This window comes from Kitasatospora sp. NPDC048194, assembly GCF_043202455.1.
Classification (GTDB): Bacteria; Actinomycetota; Actinomycetes; order Streptomycetales; family Streptomycetaceae; genus Kitasatospora.
This window is the reverse complement of sequence record NZ_JBIDAK010000004.1, coordinates 291,436-307,506: the sequence shown is the minus strand read 5'-3', so window position 1 is coordinate 307,506 and position 16,071 is coordinate 291,436. Positions and strand designations below refer to the sequence as shown.

Genomic DNA, 16,071 nt, shown 5'->3' with positions numbered 1-16,071 from the left:
CGGTCGCCCTCTCCCTGCTATGTGAGCGTTAACAAGCGGCATGAGCCTAGCAGTGCCTCCCTGGTGCGGTGGTGGTGGCCCTGGACGGCCGTCGCCGACGGCCGACGGGCGAGCAGCGCCGTCAATGCCGGGCGAACTGGACGCGGGTCGGCTGGACGACGTCCGGCTCCGCCGCGATCCCGTCGACGGTCAGTCGCTCCCCGTAGATGTCGGTGATCCTGACCGGGCCACCGCATCCGGTGCCGTCGGGGGAGAGGAAGTAGTTGTAGTCGGTGCGCGACAGCTGCCGCCAGCCGGCGCCGGCCCGGACCTCCAGGGAGGCGACCGGGTTCCGGTGTCCGATCACCTGGATCCCGCACCACCACTGGCTGGAGCCGGCCTTGTACCGGAGCGACACCGCGGCGGGCCCCGTGCCCGGGCTCAGCAGCGTCCAGGTGATCGGCAGGCGGCCGACCGAGAGGTCCGCGAGCCTGGCGAAGGCCTCGTGGCTCAGGTCCAGTTGTCCGGGGGCACAGGGCAGCGGGCACTCGTTGACGATCCGCACCGTGACGCTCGCCCCGTTGGCGGCGCGGACGAGCACGGAGGCGCCGCACGCCTTGGACGTCTCGTAGTCGGTGTGGTTCATCGCGGCGATCATCAGGTCGCCGGACGGCCCGAAGGAGCAGGCGCCGTTGCCGTCGGCGGCGTCGTAGGACGTGGCGACGCCCTGGTAGTTCGCCCCGGGCTTGATCCGCCCCGCCAGGGACGCCGCGGCCGGTGCGCCGCCGGAGGCGTCGTCGGCGGCCTTGCCGGCGCTCGGCGGCGGCGCGGTGGCCCTGGTGGCGGTGGGGGTCGACGGTCGCGGCGCCGCGGTGGCCGACGGCGTCGCGCTGCCCGAGGCTGACGGGGTGGCGGCGGCCGAGGTCGCGGGGCCGCTGACCGACGGCGCTGCCGTCGAGGGTGCGGGGTCGGCCGGTGCGGCGGCGTCCTGGGGCGCGCTCGGCGCGGTGGCCCCGACGGAGGCGGCGGCCGGCTCCGCGGCGCCGGCGTCCCGGCTCCCGCTCCCCCGGAGGAGCGCGAAGGCCAGGCAGGCCAGTACTCCGACCGCCACCAGCGTCACCGGTATGCCGAGCACCAGCCCGCGCCGGGGGTTCGACCGCCGGCGGCCCGACTGCCGGGCGGCGTGCTTCGTTGCCCTCATTCCCATCCCATTCGGTAGCTCGACCCGGTGGATCGACTCGACGTTTCAGCGACCAGTGGTCGCCGGAGACGGAAAGGTTGCCGCGCCGGTGCGGGATTTTTTCTGCGGCGGCCGAGCCGCGGGCGCACGGTGACCGAGCCGCGGGCGCACGGTGACCGAGCCGCGGGCGCACGGTGACTGAGCCGCGGGCGGACGGTGGGTGAGCGATGGGCGGGCGGTGGTGTCGGTCCGCCGCCTGGGCGCGGTGACGGAGAGGTGGTCCCCCAGCGGTCGCTCGGCCGGCGCGCACGGCCCGTGGCCGCAGTCGTTCCGCCTGCGCCGGGCGCGCTGGTGGGCCGGCCGGGGCCGCCACCGCCGGGCGGCCGCTCGCCGGGGCGAGGTCCACCAGCCGGACGCCCCCGGGAGTTCCTCCCGGGCCGCGCCGGACACCTCCGTCACCGTCCCACCGGGAGAGGTGACGAGCGGGCGGGGAGCTGCACCGTGCCCTCAATCACGGTGCTGCTCCCGCCCGCGGTCGAAGGGGGTCAGGAACCGGCTTTGCGCTTGTTGTAGACGTCGAATCCGACGGCTGCGAGCAGCACCAGCCCCTTGATGACCTGCTGGTAGTCGGTGCCGACGCCGACCAGCGACATGCCGTTGTTCAGCACGCCGAGCACCAGGCCGCCGATGATCGCGCCCATGACGGTGCCGACGCCGCCGCTGGCGGAAGCGCCGCCGATGAAGGCGGCGGCGATGGCCTCCAGTTCGAAGTTGATGCCGGCCTGGGGGGTGCCGGCGTTGAGTCGCGCGGCGAAGACCAGCCCGGCGAGCGCCGCGAGGACGCCCATGGTGGTGAAGGCGAGGAAGACGACCCGCTTGCTCTTCACACCGGACAGCTTGGCCGCGGCCTCGTTGCCGCCGATGGCGTAGGTGTGCCGGCCGATGACCGAGTTGCGCATCAGGTAGCCGAAGCCGACCAGCAGGGCGCCGAGGATCAGCAGGACGATCGGCACGCCGTGGTAGCTGGCCAGCAGCAGGGTGAAGACGAGCACGGCGGCCGTGATGACGGCGAGCTTGGCGAGGAACAGTCCGAGCGGGAGCACCTCCAGCCCGTACGCGGCGGTCTGGCGCCGGCCGCGCAGTTCCTGGAGGAGCGCGACGGCCAGCACCGCGAGGCCCAGCAGCAGGGTGAGGTTGTGGTAGTCGGTGTGCGGGCCGACCTCGGGGAGGAAGCCGCTGCTGATGCTCTGGAAGCCCTTGGGGAAGGGCGCCACCGACTGGCCTTGGAGCAGGATCTGGGTGCCGCCGCGGAAGAGCAGCATGCCCGCCAGGGTGACGATGAACGAGGGGATCCCGAGGTAGGCGATCCAGAACCCCTGCCAGGCGCCGGCGAGGGCGCCGATGACCAGCGCGGCCAGCATCGCCACCGGCCACGGGACGTGGTGGCGGACCATCATCACCGCGGCGGCCGCTCCGACGAAGGCGGCCAGTGAGCCGACGGAGAGGTCGATGTGCCCGGCGATGATGACGATCATCATCCCGATCGCCAGGATGAGGATGTAGCCGTTCTGCTGGATCAGGTTGGTGATGTTGAGCGGCTGGAGGAGGATGCCGTCCGTCCAGATCTGGAACAGCAGCACGATCAGCGCGAGGGCGACCAGCATGCCGTACTGGCGCACGTTGCCGCGCAGCGCGCGGGCCAGGACGGAGCCGGCGGTCGGGCTCGGGCCGGCCTGCGGTGCCTTCGGGGACGAATCCGGGATGATCTCGGTCTGGGCCATGCCTCACACCTGCTCGTTGCTGGATGCGGCGCTCATGGTCATGAGCCGCATGAGGGATTCCTGGGTGGCGTCGGCACGGGCCACCTCGCCGGTGATCCGGCCTTCGGCCATGGTGTAGATCCGGTCGCACAGGCCCAGGAGTTCGGGGAGTTCGGACGAGATGACGAGCACGGCCTTGCCCTGGGCGGCGAGTTCGGCGATGACGGCGTAGATCTCCGCCTTGGCGCCGATGTCGATGCCCCGGGTGGGCTCGTCGAGGATCAGCACCTCCGGCTCGGCGAAGATCCACTTGCTGAGGACGACCTTCTGCTGGTTGCCGCCGCTGAGCGTGCCGGTCCGGGTGAACACCGTCGGGGCCTTGATGTTCATGGACCGCCGGAACGATTCGGCGACCTTGGCCTCCTCGTGCCGGTCGACCCGGCCGAACCGGGCGACCTTGCCGAGCGCGCTCAGCGAGATGTTCCGGCTGATGTCGTCGATGAGGTTGAGGCCGAAGCGCTTGCGGTCCTCGGTGACGTACGCGATGCCGTGCCCGATCGCCTCCGGCACCGTCCGGGTGCGGATCTCCCGGCCGTGCAGCCGCACCCGTCCGCCGCTCCAGCGCCCGTACGAGCGGCCGAAGACGCTCATCGCGAGCTCCGTGCGGCCGGCGCCCATCAGGCCGGCGATGCCGACGATCTCGCCGCGCCGCACGTTCAGCGAGGCACCGTCCACCACCAGGCGCTGCTGGTCGATCGGGTGCCGGACGCTCCAGTCCTCGATCTCGAGGGCGACCTCGCCGACGTCCGGGACGCGGTCGGGGTAGCGGTGCTCGAGGTCCCGGCCGACCATGCCGCGGATGATCCGCTCCTCGGAGATGCCCTCCGGGCCGATCGCGAGGGTCTCGATGGTGCGCCCGTCGCGCAGGATCGTCACGGCGTCGGCGACCCGGGCGATCTCGTTCAGCTTGTGCGAGATGACGATGCAGGAGATGCCCTGCGCCTTGAGCTCCAGGATCAGATCGAGGAGCTTGCGGCTGTCCTCGTCGTTCAGCGCGGCGGTCGGCTCGTCCAGGATGAGCAGCTTGACCTTCTTGGCCAGCGCCTTGGCGATCTCCACCAGCTGCTGCTTGCCCACCCCGAGATCGGCGACCCTGGTCTGCGGGCTCTCGTCCAGGCCGACCTGACGGAGCAGTTCGCCGGCGTGGGTGAGCGTCCGGTGCCAGCTGATGACGCCCCGGGTGGCGTGCTCGTTGCCCAGGAAGACGTTCTCGGCGATCGACAGGTACGGCACCAGCGCCAGCTCCTGGTGGATGATGACGATGCCGCGCTGCTCGCTGGCCCGGATGTCCCTGAAGCGGCAGGGCTCGCCCTCGAAGAGGATCTCGCCCTCGTAACTGCCGTGCGGGTAGACGCCGCTGAGCACCTTCATCAGGGTGGACTTGCCGGCGCCGTTCTCGCCGCAGATGGCGTGGACCTCGCCGGCGGCGACGGTCAGGTTGACCTCGGAGAGCGCCTTGACGCCGGGAAACGACTTGCTGATCGACCGCATCTCGAGAACGGGTCCAGCCATGGTTGTGCGTCCGTATCGTTCGGGGCGGTGCGGTGGCCACGGGTTCGCCGGGCCCCGCACCGCCGGTCGGGAGCCGGCCCCGCCGGGCGGGCCCGGTGGACTACTTCAGCTGGTCGGCGGTGTACTGGCCGCTGTCCACCAGCACGTGCTGGTAGTTGTCCTTGTCGACGCTCACCGGCTGGAGCAGCTGCGCCGGGACGGTCTTGGCACCGTTGTCGTACTGGCTGGTGTCGTTGACCTCGGGCTTGCCACCGGTCAGCAGCGCGTCGCCCATCTGGGCCGCGGCCTTGGCCAGTTGGCGGGTGTCCTTGTAGACGGTCTGGGTCTGCTCGCCCGCGATGATCGACTTCACGGAGGCCAGCTCGGCGTCCTGGCCGGTGACGACCGGCAGGGACTTGGCGGTGCCGTAGCCGACGCCCTTGAGCGAGGAGATGATGCCGATCGAGATGCCGTCGTAGGGCGAGAGCACGGCGTCGACGTGGGCGGAGGTGTAGGCCTTGCTCAGCAGGTTGTCCATCCTGGACTGGGCGAGTCCGCCGTCCCAGCGCAGCGTGGCGACCTGGTTGAACTCGGTCTGGCCGCTCTGCACGACCAGCTTCTTCTGGTCGATGTACGGCTTGAGGACGCTCATCGCGCCGTTGAAGAAGAAGGTGGCGTTGTTGTCGTCCGGCGAGCCCGCGAACAGCTCGATGTTGTACGGCCCCTTGCCGTCCTTGAGCCCCAGCTTGTCGACGATGTAGCCGCCCTGGAGGACGCCGACCTTGAAGTTGTCGAAGGTCGCGTAGTAGTCGACGTTCTTCGTGCCGCGGATCAGCCGGTCGTAGGAGATGACCGGGATGTGGGCGTCGGCCGCCTTCTGCAGCACGTTGGTGAGCGAGGAACCGTCGATGGCGGCGATCACGAGCAGCTTGGCGCCCTTGGTGATCATGTTCTCCACCTGGGAGACCTGGTTCTCCACCACGTTGTCGCCGTACTGCAGGTCGGTCTTGTAGCCCTTGGCCTGGAACTCCTTGACCATGTTGTTGCCGTCGTTGATCCAGCGCTCCGACGCCTTGGTCGGCATGGCGATGCCGACGAGACCGCCCTTGGCGTCCCCCTTCGCCGCGCCGTCGCCGGCGCCGTTGGCACTCTGGCCGCAGGCGGCCAGGGAGAGAGCGAGACCTGCGGCGACGAGGCCCGCTGAAAGCTTGCGCACAGTTCCTCCAGTGATCTTCCGCGACCGGCATGGCGCCACCTTGCTGCCCGGGTGGCCGGGAGCGGTCGAGCGGGGGCCGACCGGGGGCGGACCTCGTGGATCGAGGGAGTCGGCTCCGCAGGGCTCCGGCCTGGCGTGAAATGAAGTGTTAACGCTAACAAAGTCTCCGTCAAGAGCCTTCGGATCACTGTTGGATCGCGGCGAGCCGTCGGCCGGTCCACGTGAACGTCCATCACGGGAGGGAAGCTTCCCCGGGAGGCCGCAGCGCGAAGACCGGGTGAACCCCGGATGTCGCGGGTGTCCCGACACGGGCGCCGGCCTCCCGCCGGCGGGCGGAAGACCGGCACCCGGCACCCGCCGGAGGGGGCGGTCAGCCCGTGGCGAGGGTCAGGCCGTGGGTCCGGATCGCCTCCGACGGTTCGTCATCGAACTCCTCCGCGGGCCTCAGACGTGGAGCTCCGGCGGGAATCCGGTCCAGCGGAGCTCGGCGGGCAGGTGGCCGGTGTCGTTGAAGAGCAGGACCGCCGGGGGACGGTCGGGCGTGTAGCGGATGACGGTCAGGGCCGCGTTGGCGTGGTTGATGCCCAGCCATCGCCACTCGGGCGCGTCGAGGGCGGCTCGGACGAGCCAGCCGACGAGGAAGTTGTGGGTGACGACGAGTTCGTGCCGCGGTTCGGCTCCGAGGACCGGCCCCGTGAACTCTGCGAGTGCCAAGGCGGCGAGCCCGGGGCCCTGCTCGCGTTCCTCGACCGGGAACCGGTGCAGGAACTCGATCCAGGCGTCCGCTGCCTCCGGCGGCAGCTCCTCGCGCGTCGGCAGGTAGGGGAGGTAGTCGCCGGCCGCTTCGGAACGGCGACAGGGGACTCCGCCCAGCTGCTCACTGACCAGCCGGGCGGTCTGTTCGGCGCGGGGGAGGGGGCCGTGGTGGATCGCCGTCAGCGGGACGCCGCGCAGCCGCTCCCCCAGCAGGGCAGCCTGGCGGCGGCCCGCATCCGTCAGTTCGCTCTCGTCCGGCGATGCCTCACCGTGACGGGCGAGATAGAGGTAGCGGGCAGCCGTACCGGTCATGGGTGCGCCCTTCGGCGAAGTCGATCTTGCGGACTCATGGGAGGACGCCGACCTGCGCGGACCGGTTCCCGCGAGGGGAAGAGCCGGGCCTCGACCAGCGCACTGCAGGTCCCGCACGGCGCCCTTCGTCCCGCGCAGCGGTCGCGGAGCACCGGCGGCCGGGAGGCGGGCGGTGAAGCAGGAGCGGCCGAGCAGGTTTCAGATTGCGGTGCTCGAGCGGGCCGGCCCCGGCCGGAGCGCCCCCTGCGGCGCCCCTGCCGGGGTCCGGCCGTCGGGTGGTGCCGGTGGCTGCCGCGGGTGTGCGCCGTCAGCCTGCGGTGTGCTCGGCGGGGAAGTCGGCGCCGAGGGTCACCTCCCGCCAGTCGTCGAAGGCGGCTTTGAGGGAGTCCAGCTTGGCGGTGGCGATGTCGTACGCGGCCTTGCCCAGCAGCAGCCGCAGCGGGGGCTCCTCGGCCGTGACGGCGTCGATGACGGCCCGGGCGGCGCGCGCCGGATCCCCGGGCTGGCGGCCGTAGGTGGCCAGCGTGCCGGCGCCGCGTGCGCCCGCCGTGTCGGCGTAGTCGTCGATGGTGGTGGCGGACTGGCGCATGGAGGGTCCGGACCAGTTGGTGCGGAACGCGGCCGGCTCGACGATCGTCACGTTGATCCCCAACGGGGCGACTTCGGCGGCGAGCGACTCGGAGAGGCCCTCCACGGCGAACTTGGTGGCGTGGTAGTAGCCGGTGGCGCCGAAGCCGACCAGACCGCCGAGCGAGGAGATGTTCACGATGTGGCCGGCGCGACGGGCCCGCATGCCCGGCAGGACGGCCTTGGTGGTGGCGACCAGGCCGAAGACGTTGGTCTCGAACAGGGCGCGGACCTCGTCGTCCTCGCCCTCCTCGACGGCGGCGAGGTAGCCGTAGCCGGCGTTGTTGACCAGGACGTCGATCCGCCCGAAGGCGGCCCGGGCCCGGGCGACCGCCGACGCGATCTGCTCGGAGTCGGTGACGTCCAGGGCCACGGCGACGGCGCGCTCCTCGTGTCCGGAGACGAGGTCGGCGACCGTGCCCGGGTCCCGGGCGGTGATCACCGCCCGCCATCCGCGGTCCAGCACCGCCCGGGCCAGTGCCCGGCCCAGGCCGGAGGAGCAGCCGGTGATGAACCACACGGGGGAGTCAGGGGAGGTCATGGGGGAGGTGTCCTTCGTCGTGGACGTCGTGGACGTCGTGGGAATCGGGTGGGAACTCGGCGAGGGCGAGGCTTCCCAGCAAGGCCAGCGACTCCTCGTCGGCGCTGCCGGCTTCGGCCCGGTACACGACCAGGTGCTGGCCGGGGGCGCTGTTGACGGAGAAGGTCTCGAAGCCCAGGGTGAGTTCGCCGACCAGCGGGTGGCGGAAGCGCTTGCTGGAGGCCGACTTGGCCCGGACTTCGTGACGGGCCCACATGCGGGCGAAGTCCGGGCTTCGTACCGACAGTTCGCCCACCAGGTCCTGCAACCGCCGGTCGTCCGGAGCGGGATTCGCGGCCCGCAGCGCGGCCACGCACCCCTGCGCCACCACGGGCCAGTCACGGTAGAACTCCCGCGCAGCCGGTTCGAGGAACATCGCCGTGATCAGGCTGGTCCCGCTGCCGAGCCAGGAGAACAGCGCCTCGCCCAGGGAGTTGACGGCCAGCAGGTCGAGGTACCGGCCGTAGACCAGCGCCGGCGTGTCCGCCCAGGTGTCCAGCAGGGACACCAGCTGCGGGCCCGCGTACTCCCGGGCCGGCCCGGGGCGTCCGGGACGCGGCGGATCGACCAGCGCGCGCAGGTAGGCGGCCTCCTCGTCCCTCAGCAGCAGGGCGGCCGCCAGCGCCCGCAGGACCTGGGGCGACGGGTTGCGCTCGCGCCCCTGCTCCAGCCGCACGTAGTAGTCGGTGCTCACCCCCGCGAGGACGGCCATCTCCTCGCGTCGCAGACCGGGAGTACGGCGCACCCCGGCGGGCATCCCGTGGTCCTCGGGGCGCACCAGTGCGCGCCGGGCCCGCAGGAACTCACTCAGCCGTTTCGTGTGCATGCCGACCAACGTACGGGCCTGCGGCGAGAGGAGGGTAGCCCTGCCGCACCCACCCTCGTGCGGCGGGAGCGGCCCGGCTTTCCGCGGCCGCCGCTCAGCTCCCGGACCGTTCGCTCGCTGACGCCGGTCCCGGCGCCCGGGCCCGCATTGCGGTCCCGGCGCGCGGTCCCGGCACCCGGATGCGGTGCCCGGCACCGGCGTCCGGACAGGGGCCCGGGCTCGCCGGTCGGGCACGGACACCGGCGGGCCGTGGGCCGGGTCGGTCCGTGCGTCAGGAGCCCGTGCCCGACGTCAGGTAGGGCAGGGACACCAGGACGACGACGGCTGCGATCAGGACGAGGATGCCGACGGTGAGCAGGGCCGCGAACAGGTACGGCCGCGCCACGGAGAACGGCAGCCGCAGCCCCGGGTACGCCGTCCGCAGCGCCTGTGGCGTGCTGTCGCGCTCGGACGCCAGCGCGATGGTGAACCCGCAGGGGCGGAACACCCTGTCCTGCAGGCGCTGCCAGTCCCAGTGCTCCGCGCGCAGCACCACCGGCGTCCGGCCCGCCGTGCCCGACACCACCAGGAGCACGGACTCGCCCTTGGATCCGCGCACCGGGTGCGCGGTGGCCGCGGTCGGTTCGACCGAAGAGCTCCGGCCGCGGCGGTCGGTGACGGTCAGCAGGCCGTTCGCATAGGCGACCCGCTGGCGGTGCGAACGCTGCCAGCGGTACACGCCCAGCCAGGCCAGGGCGGACACGGCCAGCAGGGCGACGACGAGCACGCCGCCCACGGCGCCGATGCCGGCCCGATCGGACCGCGCCACCACCCTGACGGCGGCGCCCAGCATGACCAGGCCTACTACCGGACCGGCGGCGGCCAGGCGCCGGTAGGCGGGCAGCCTCCGGAGCGGAACGGGCTTCAAGAGCAGTGCGGGTATGGGTTCTTGAGTCATCGGCACCCCCTGTTTCGGGGGCCCAGGATGCCGTACCCAAACGTTTGGGTCAACCGACGGGCCAAACGTTTGGCCAGACTCGTGCGAGTGGGTCCGCCCTCGGTCGCCGCGCCTGTGCCGCGCACGACCGCAGCGGTGGTCGGCGGCCAGCCCGGCCCGTTCTGCGGCCCCCGGGGGAGCCGGGGCCCGGGCTTCGGGTGGGGCCCGGGGTTCGGGAGCTACCTGGTCTGGTCGAAGGTCGAGGGCGTCCGGCCCTTCGGGCCGCAGGAGATCCGCGAGCAGTTCCGCCGGCAGTTCCACGAGGAGGACCGAGGGGAGATCCGCGACGCCCGGGCCGCGGACCCCCGGCTCGCCGACGCCCCGGACGAGCAGGCCGGGTAGGGCCTCCGGCGCGGAGGGGATGGCGGAGTGTCCGACGCGCGGCGCCGCGGTGCCGGGGGGTGAGCGTGGCGCGGTGCCGTGGCGAACGGAGGCCGACGCCCCGTGCCGGGAGGTACCGGGGGGCCCGGCCGGCCGGGCACGCGCGCGAGCGAGGGGCCCGCGATCCGGGCGGGGGACTCCGGCTGAGGCCCGGGCCCGCTGCCCGCCGGTCGTGGGCCGTCCCGGGCGAGCCGCACCCGAGGTGGGAGGACGGCGTGGCGTGAGGGGAGTTTCCCGAGGCCCCGCTACCGTCACGTGGATGACGGGAAGCGACGCCGATCGGCGCTGGGCCGAGTCCATGCCGGCGGCCTACGAGCAGTACCTCGTGCCGGTGCTCTTCCGGCCCTTCGCCGCGGACCTGGCCGCCCGGGCCGCCGTACTCCGCCCCGGGCGGATCCTCGAACTCGCTGCCGGAACCGGTGTGTTGACGTCGGCGCTGCTCGAGGCGGTGCCGACGGCCGAGGTGACGGCCACCGACCTGAACGAGGCCATGGTCGCCTTCGGGGCAGCCCGGGCGCCGGGCGCGGTGTGGCGGCGGGCCGACGCGCAGCGGCTGCCGTTCCCGGACGCCGCCTTCGACCTGGTCGTCTGCCAGTTCGGAGTGATGTTCTTCCCGGACCGGATCGCGGCCTTCACCGAGGTCCGCCGGGTGCTGGCCTCGGGCGGTCGGTTCCTGTTCAGCACCTGGGGGCCGCTTCCCGCGCATGGCTTCGACGCCGCGGTGCAGGCCGGGCTGGAGCGGGCCTTTCCGGCCGACCCGCCGCAGTTCCTCCCGACCGTCCCGCACGGCTACTCCGACCCCGCTCTCGCTGCCGCCGACCTGCGGGCCGCCGGGTTCGCCGTCGAGGACGAGCTGGAGCTGACGCTGGAGGGCCGGGCCGCCTCGGCCGCCGACGTCGCCACCGGGTTCCTCACCGGGACGCCCGTGCGTGCGGCCGTGGAGGAGCGCGGCGACGGGCCGGCCGTCCGGGCCGCCGTCATCGAGGAGATGACAAGGCTCCTCGGTCCGGGCCCGGTCACCGCCCCGATGACGGCGTACGTTCTCCGCGGCGCGGTCTGACCGCAGGAGGCGGCTCGCCCGGTCCGCCGCTGGCGAGGCCGGGCTCGAGCGTGTCGGGCTCCGAGCGTCGTGCTCCCAGCGTGTCCGGCTCCGAGCGCGGCCGGCTTCGAGCGCGGCCGGCTTCGAGCGCGGCCGGGTTCCAGGAGGCCGGGCCCGAGGGCGTCGGACAGTTCACGCAGCCGCCGTGCCCGGAAGCGGCCGCGCCTACCGCGAGCGCGACTGCGGCCTCGTCCTCACCTCGCCCCACCTTTGCTTAATCTATCGAGAAACGATAGATTCCCATCGCGATTCGATGGAGGGATGAGGCATGGGGAAGCTGGCAGTGCGTGCGTTGCGCGCCGTGCTCGCAGTGGTGTTCGCCGGCACGGTGTTCGTGCAGGCGTCGATGGCGTGGGCGTTGATCAGCGGGAACGATCCGGAGGACGGATCGCTCCCGCTGACCCCGCTGCGCGTGATCGTGCTCCTGGGCATGGTGTCGGCCCAGGTCGTCCTGGTCTGCGTGTGGCGGCTGGTGACGATGGTGCGCCGCGGCACCGTGTTCTCCCACGCCGCCTTCCGGTACGTGGACGTGGTGACCGGCGCGATCGTGGCGGCGTCCCTGCTGTGGTTCGCGGTCACGGCCGTCAACGCGCCGGGCCAGCGGGACGACCCGGGGGTCACGCTCATCATGGGCGGCATCGGTCTCGCCATCCTGGCGGTCGCGCTCATCGTGTTCGTGCTGCGCACGCTGCTCGCCCAGGCCGTTGCGCGCGACGTCGAAGCGGCGCAGCTGCAGGCGGAGTTGGACGAGGTCATCTGATGCCGATCGCCGTCGACATCGACGTGATGCTGGCCCGGCGGAAGATGTCCGTGGGCGAGCTGGCGGACCGGGTGGGGATCACGCCGGCGAACCTCGCCGTACTCAAGAACGGCCGCGCCAAGGCCGTGCGCTTCGCGACGCTCGCCGCGCTCTGCGAGGTCCTCGAGTGCCAGCCGGGCGACCTGCTGCGGTGGGAGGCCGACGCCGCCACGGACGGATGACATGCTCCGGCGGCGGATCTCGCCGGCGTGTTCCGTCACCGTCCGGTCGCCGGGCGACGCCATGGCGTCGGCCAGCGACCGGCGGGCCTGGTGGTGCTGCACGGCTCGGGGGTGGGCGGCGCGGCCTGGCGGTCGTGCGGCCTTCCCGCCCAGGCGCGACGGTCAGCCCGTGACGTCCCCTCGCCGGGTGGTGATCAGCCAGGCGGCGGAGTCGAACCAGACGCCGGAGCGGGTCTCGTGCGCCTCGAGCGTGGTCCGCAGGTCGGCCAGGGCCCGGCTGCGGGCGGTCTCGTCGAGGTCGGTGAGCATCCAGCCGAGCAGGCCGGTGACGAACCGGAACGCCCGGTCCGCGTCGTGGCCGAAGTGCATGGGGGCGGCGACGGCCTCGAAAGCCGGTTCGTCGAAGCCGGCCGCGGTGAGGACGGCGCGGACCCGGTCCGGGTCGGCCAGCGAGAAGGGGCCCGGCGCGTCCGGTGGCGGGGCCGGCAGCGTGCGGCCGGCGGCCAGGGCGGTGGTGAACCCGGTGAACCAGGGATTGTGCGAGGGCGCCTGCCAGACGAGTTGCACCAGCCGGCCGCCGGCCCGCAGCGCGCGGGCGATGTTGCCGAACGCGGCAGCGGCGTCCGCGAAGAACATGGTGCCGGTGCGACTGATCGCCACGTCGAACGGATCGGCGCCGAAGTCGTGGACCTGGACGTCGGCCTGGACGAAGTGGACGTTGGCCGCGCCCTCCTGCGCGGCGAGCCGCCGCGCCACGGCGAGCATCTCCGATGACAGGTCGACCCCGAGGACGAAGCCGTCGGCCGCGCGGCGCGCCGCGTCGACGGTCGTCCGGCCGGTCCCGCAGCCGATGTCGAGGACCCGCTCGGCGTGGCCGATGGCGGCGGCGTCCAGCAGGCGGGTGTGGTAACCGGCGACGGCCGCGTCGAACTGCGCGGCGTTCGCGGCCCAGAATCCGCCCTCCTCGCCGTCCCAGGCCCGTGCCTGCTGCACGTTCGAGGGGTGGACCCCAAGGGTCTTCGTGCTCATGTCTACCGCCTGCTTACTCCCAAGGGGACTAAAATGTCTGATATGTCCGGAATACTCCCCAGGGGACGAAGATGTCAAGAGCCTCCGAACTCACCACCACCTCCTACTCCATCCTCGGCCTGCTCGCCGTACAGCCCTGGAGCACCTATGAACTGGCCCGCCAGATGGACCGGAGCCTCGGCCGGATCTGGCCCAGGGCCGAGAGCAAGCTCTACGAGGAGCCGAAGAAGCTGGTCCGCCACGGTCTCGCCGAGGCCACCAGGGAATCGGTGGGCCGCCGCCCCCGCACCGTCTACTCCATCACCGACGCCGGGAGGCGGGCACTCGCCGCGTGGTTGCAGGAGCCCGGCACGGGGCCGGTCCTGGAGTGCGAGCAGCTCCTCAAGATCTTCTTCGCGGAGAACGGCACCCGGGACGACACGCTGGCCACCCTCCGGGCGGCGCACGCCTGGGCTGCCGAGCGCAACGACGAGAACCTCGCCGCTGCCCGCGCCCACCTCGCCGGCCAGGCTCCCTTTCCCGAACGCGCCGCGCAGACCCAGCTCGTCGGCCGCTTCCTCACCGACTTCTACCGCATGGTGGACGACTGGGCCCACTGGGCGACCGCTCTGGTGGAACAGTGGCCGTCCGACCCGAGGCACGCGAGGCCCGACCCGGAGCAGGCCGCGGAGACCGTCCGGCGGGCCGGCTGGAACGACCGCCCCGACACCACCTGATCCCGCGGTTGGACCAGCCCCCACCCCGGGCCCCCGGGCCCGCACTCCGGGCCCGCGCCTCGGGCCCGTACCCCGGGCACGCGGCGAACACCCCGCTCGACGCCCCCTGCAGCCGCCCCCCGCCCGCAGCCGCGGAGCCGCTGCACGCCGAACTCCCGACCCCGCGTACCGTCTTGGAGGAACGGAAGCCAACCGGCCGTCCGAGACCGGACCGGCGAGAAGGGGACCATGAACGAGGACCTGACGACCCCACGGCGAATCGCCGACGACCACGTGGCCCGGGTCGCCGCCCACGATCCCGTCACCGCCACGTCCCTGGGCGTGGCACCGGGCGACGACCGGATGCCCGATCCGTCACCGGAGGGCATCGAGGAGGGCTACCGGCTGGTGCGGGAGGCGCTGGCGCGACTCGACGCCCTTCCCGGCGCCGGGTACGACGCGGACCCCGCCGAGGCCACCTGCGCCCGACTGCTGCGCGAGCGGCTGGCGGCCGAGGCCCGGACGTACGAGGCGGGCGAGGACTTCCGGGCCGTACGGAACCTGCACGCGCCGGTCCACCGGCTCCGCGGCGTCCTCACGATGATGCCCACCGAGACCGAGGAGGACTGGGTCCCGGTGCTCGGCCGGCTGCGGAACCTGCCCACCGCACTGGACGGCTACCGCGCCACCCTGGCCGAGGGCATTTCCCGCAGACTGCTCGCCGCGCCGCGGCAGGCGGACGTGCTCGCCACCCAGTTGACCGCATGGACCGGCGAGGCGTCCGGCGGCGCCGGCTGGTTCGCCGACTTCGTCGCCCCGGCCCCGCAACGGCTCCGCCCCGAACTGGACGCGGCCGCGGGCGCGGCGACCGCTGCCGTGGCCGCGTTCCGCGACTGGCTCCGTGACACCTACCGGCCCGCCGCGGACGGCACACCGGACGCCGTCGGCCGCGAGCGCTACCTGATCACGTCCCGGCAGTACACCGGCGCCGACGTGAACCCGGAGGAGGCCTACGACTGGGCCTGGGAGGAGTTCCACCGGGTCTGGGCCGAACTGCGCACCGAGGCCGGGCGCATCCTGCCCGGTGCCCCCGTCCAGCAGGTCCGGGTCCACCTGGACGAGCACGGACACACCGTGCAGGGCACCGAGCGGATGCGGGCCTGGCTGCAGCAGCTCATCGAGGAGGCGATCGAGGCGCTCGACGGGCGTCACTTCGACATCACCGGCCCGCTGCGCCGGGTCGAGACCCGGATCGCTCCGGTGGGCAGCGCCGCCACGCCCTACTACAGCGGACCGAGCCTCGACTTCAGCCGCCCGGGCCGCACCTACCTGCCGTCGGCCAACGGCGACGCCCACGAGCGGTTCCGCACCTGGCGGCTGGTCAGCACCTGGTACCACGAGGGCGTTCCCGGCCACCACCTGCAACTCGCCTCCTGGACCGGCGCGGCGGAGCAGCTCTCCCGCTACCAGGTCCCTGGGCAAGATCAGCGCCAACGTGGAGGGCTGGGCGTTGTACGCGGAGCGTCTGATGGACGAGCTGGGCTTCCTGACCGATCCCGCACGCCGGCTCGGCTACCTCGGCAAGCAGATGATGCGGATCGTCCGCGTCATCGTCGACATCGGCATGCACCTGGAGAGCGTCATCCCGGCCCACTCCCCGTTCCGTCCGGGCGAGCGCTGGACCCCGGAGCTGGCCACCGCCTTCATGGGCGAGTACGTCGGCCTGACACCCACCCACCTCGACAGCGAGATCGTCCGCTATCTCGGCCGCCCCGGTCAGGCCATCGGCTACAAGCTCGGTGAACGCGCCTGGCTGGCCGGCCGCGAGGCGGCGCAGCGCAGGCCGGGTGCCGGGTTCGACCTCAAACGCTGGCACATGAAGGCCCTGCGGCAGGGCTCGCTGGGCCTGGACGACCTGGCGGAGGCCCTGGCGGCCCTGTAGCCGGCGGGGGCACCGCACGGCAGCCGTGCCGGGGCCCGGCGCCGTGGGCAGAGCCGGACTCAGCCGGTCTTGCGGACAGAGCCGGCCGGGCGGGCACGACGTACGCCGGCTCTCCCGGGCCCCGGCTGCCTCCCCGCCGAGGGGCTGCGGCGCCCGGGCGGCGCGCGGGCGGCTTCCGGAC

At 72.9% G+C, this 16,071-nt stretch carries 14 protein-coding genes and 1 pseudogene; 6 read left to right on the top strand and 9 right to left on the bottom strand.

Annotation, left to right across the window (positions count from 1 at the left end):
- Positions 1-121: 121 nt before the first annotated feature.
- The 8 genes from ACGF07_RS08365 to ACGF07_RS08330 all read right to left on the bottom strand — a co-directional run bounded on the left by ACGF07_RS08365 (position 122) and on the right by ACGF07_RS08330 (position 9,724).
- Complete coding sequence (locus ACGF07_RS08365; RefSeq protein WP_392896591.1) at positions 122-1,180, bottom strand: expansin EXLX1 family cellulose-binding protein; 1,059 nt, start codon at positions 1,178-1,180, stop codon at positions 122-124.
- Positions 1,181-1,704: 524 nt separating this feature from the next.
- Positions 1,705-2,940, bottom strand: coding sequence for a multiple monosaccharide ABC transporter permease (mmsB, locus tag ACGF07_RS08360; protein WP_392896589.1), 1,236 nt, complete (start codon positions 2,938-2,940; stop codon positions 1,705-1,707).
- Between the two features lie 3 nt (positions 2,941-2,943).
- A complete protein-coding gene (mmsA, locus tag ACGF07_RS08355; RefSeq protein WP_392896588.1) occupies positions 2,944-4,491 on the bottom strand; it encodes a multiple monosaccharide ABC transporter ATP-binding protein in 1,548 nt (515 codons plus the stop codon).
- Between the two features lie 100 nt (positions 4,492-4,591).
- Positions 4,592-5,686, bottom strand: a complete 1,095-nt coding sequence (chvE, locus tag ACGF07_RS08350) for a multiple monosaccharide ABC transporter substrate-binding protein (RefSeq protein ID WP_392896586.1) — start codon at positions 5,684-5,686, stop codon at positions 4,592-4,594.
- A gap of 444 nt (positions 5,687-6,130) precedes the next feature.
- A complete protein-coding gene (locus ACGF07_RS08345; RefSeq protein ID WP_392896582.1) occupies positions 6,131-6,754 on the bottom strand; it encodes a histidine phosphatase family protein in 624 nt (207 codons plus the stop codon).
- A gap of 307 nt (positions 6,755-7,061) precedes the next feature.
- The gene (locus ACGF07_RS08340) at positions 7,062-7,922 is read right to left on the bottom strand and encodes an oxidoreductase (protein ID WP_392896580.1); all 861 of its coding nucleotides are present in this window, start codon (positions 7,920-7,922) and stop codon (positions 7,062-7,064) included.
- Positions 7,909-8,787: a helix-turn-helix domain-containing protein gene (locus tag ACGF07_RS08335; protein WP_392896578.1), complete on the bottom strand. Its 879-nt coding sequence runs from the start codon at positions 8,785-8,787 to the stop codon at positions 7,909-7,911. The genes ACGF07_RS08340 and ACGF07_RS08335 overlap by 14 nt, the downstream gene beginning before the upstream one ends.
- A 271-nt stretch (positions 8,788-9,058) precedes the next feature.
- The gene (locus ACGF07_RS08330; RefSeq protein ID WP_392896576.1) at positions 9,059-9,724 is read right to left on the bottom strand and encodes a hypothetical protein; all 666 of its coding nucleotides are present in this window, start codon (positions 9,722-9,724) and stop codon (positions 9,059-9,061) included.
- 87 nt (positions 9,725-9,811) lie between these two features.
- Here ACGF07_RS08330 and ACGF07_RS08325 point away from each other — a divergent pair, with 87 nt between their 5' ends.
- From ACGF07_RS08325 to ACGF07_RS08310, 4 genes are all read left to right on the top strand, one after another.
- Positions 9,812-10,105 (top strand): hypothetical protein, encoded by a 294-nt coding sequence (locus ACGF07_RS08325; protein ID WP_392896575.1) that lies wholly within the window; start codon positions 9,812-9,814, stop codon positions 10,103-10,105.
- A gap of 298 nt (positions 10,106-10,403) precedes the next feature.
- A complete protein-coding gene (locus tag ACGF07_RS08320; protein ID WP_392896573.1) occupies positions 10,404-11,204 on the top strand; it encodes a class I SAM-dependent methyltransferase in 801 nt (266 codons plus the stop codon).
- Between the two features lie 307 nt (positions 11,205-11,511).
- Positions 11,512-12,003 carry a DUF2975 domain-containing protein gene (locus ACGF07_RS08315; RefSeq protein ID WP_392896571.1) on the top strand — a complete coding sequence of 164 codons (492 nt, stop codon included), beginning with the start codon at positions 11,512-11,514 and terminating at the stop codon, positions 12,001-12,003.
- Positions 12,003-12,224, top strand: a complete 222-nt coding sequence (locus tag ACGF07_RS08310; protein WP_350743164.1) for a helix-turn-helix transcriptional regulator — start codon at positions 12,003-12,005, stop codon at positions 12,222-12,224. Before ACGF07_RS08315 ends, ACGF07_RS08310 begins: the two co-directional genes overlap by 1 nt.
- A 162-nt stretch (positions 12,225-12,386) precedes the next feature.
- On the opposite strand, the gene ACGF07_RS08305 is transcribed toward ACGF07_RS08310, so the two are convergent.
- Positions 12,387-13,253, bottom strand: a complete 867-nt coding sequence (locus ACGF07_RS08305) for a class I SAM-dependent methyltransferase (RefSeq protein WP_392896570.1) — start codon at positions 13,251-13,253, stop codon at positions 12,387-12,389.
- A gap of 71 nt (positions 13,254-13,324) precedes the next feature.
- Here ACGF07_RS08305 and ACGF07_RS08300 point away from each other — a divergent pair, with 71 nt between their 5' ends.
- A complete protein-coding gene (locus ACGF07_RS08300; RefSeq protein ID WP_350743160.1) occupies positions 13,325-13,969 on the top strand; it encodes a PadR family transcriptional regulator in 645 nt (214 codons plus the stop codon).
- A gap of 228 nt (positions 13,970-14,197) precedes the next feature.
- Positions 14,198-15,890, top strand: a pseudogene (locus ACGF07_RS08295) (DUF885 domain-containing protein).
- Positions 15,891-16,071 lie beyond the last annotated feature (181 nt).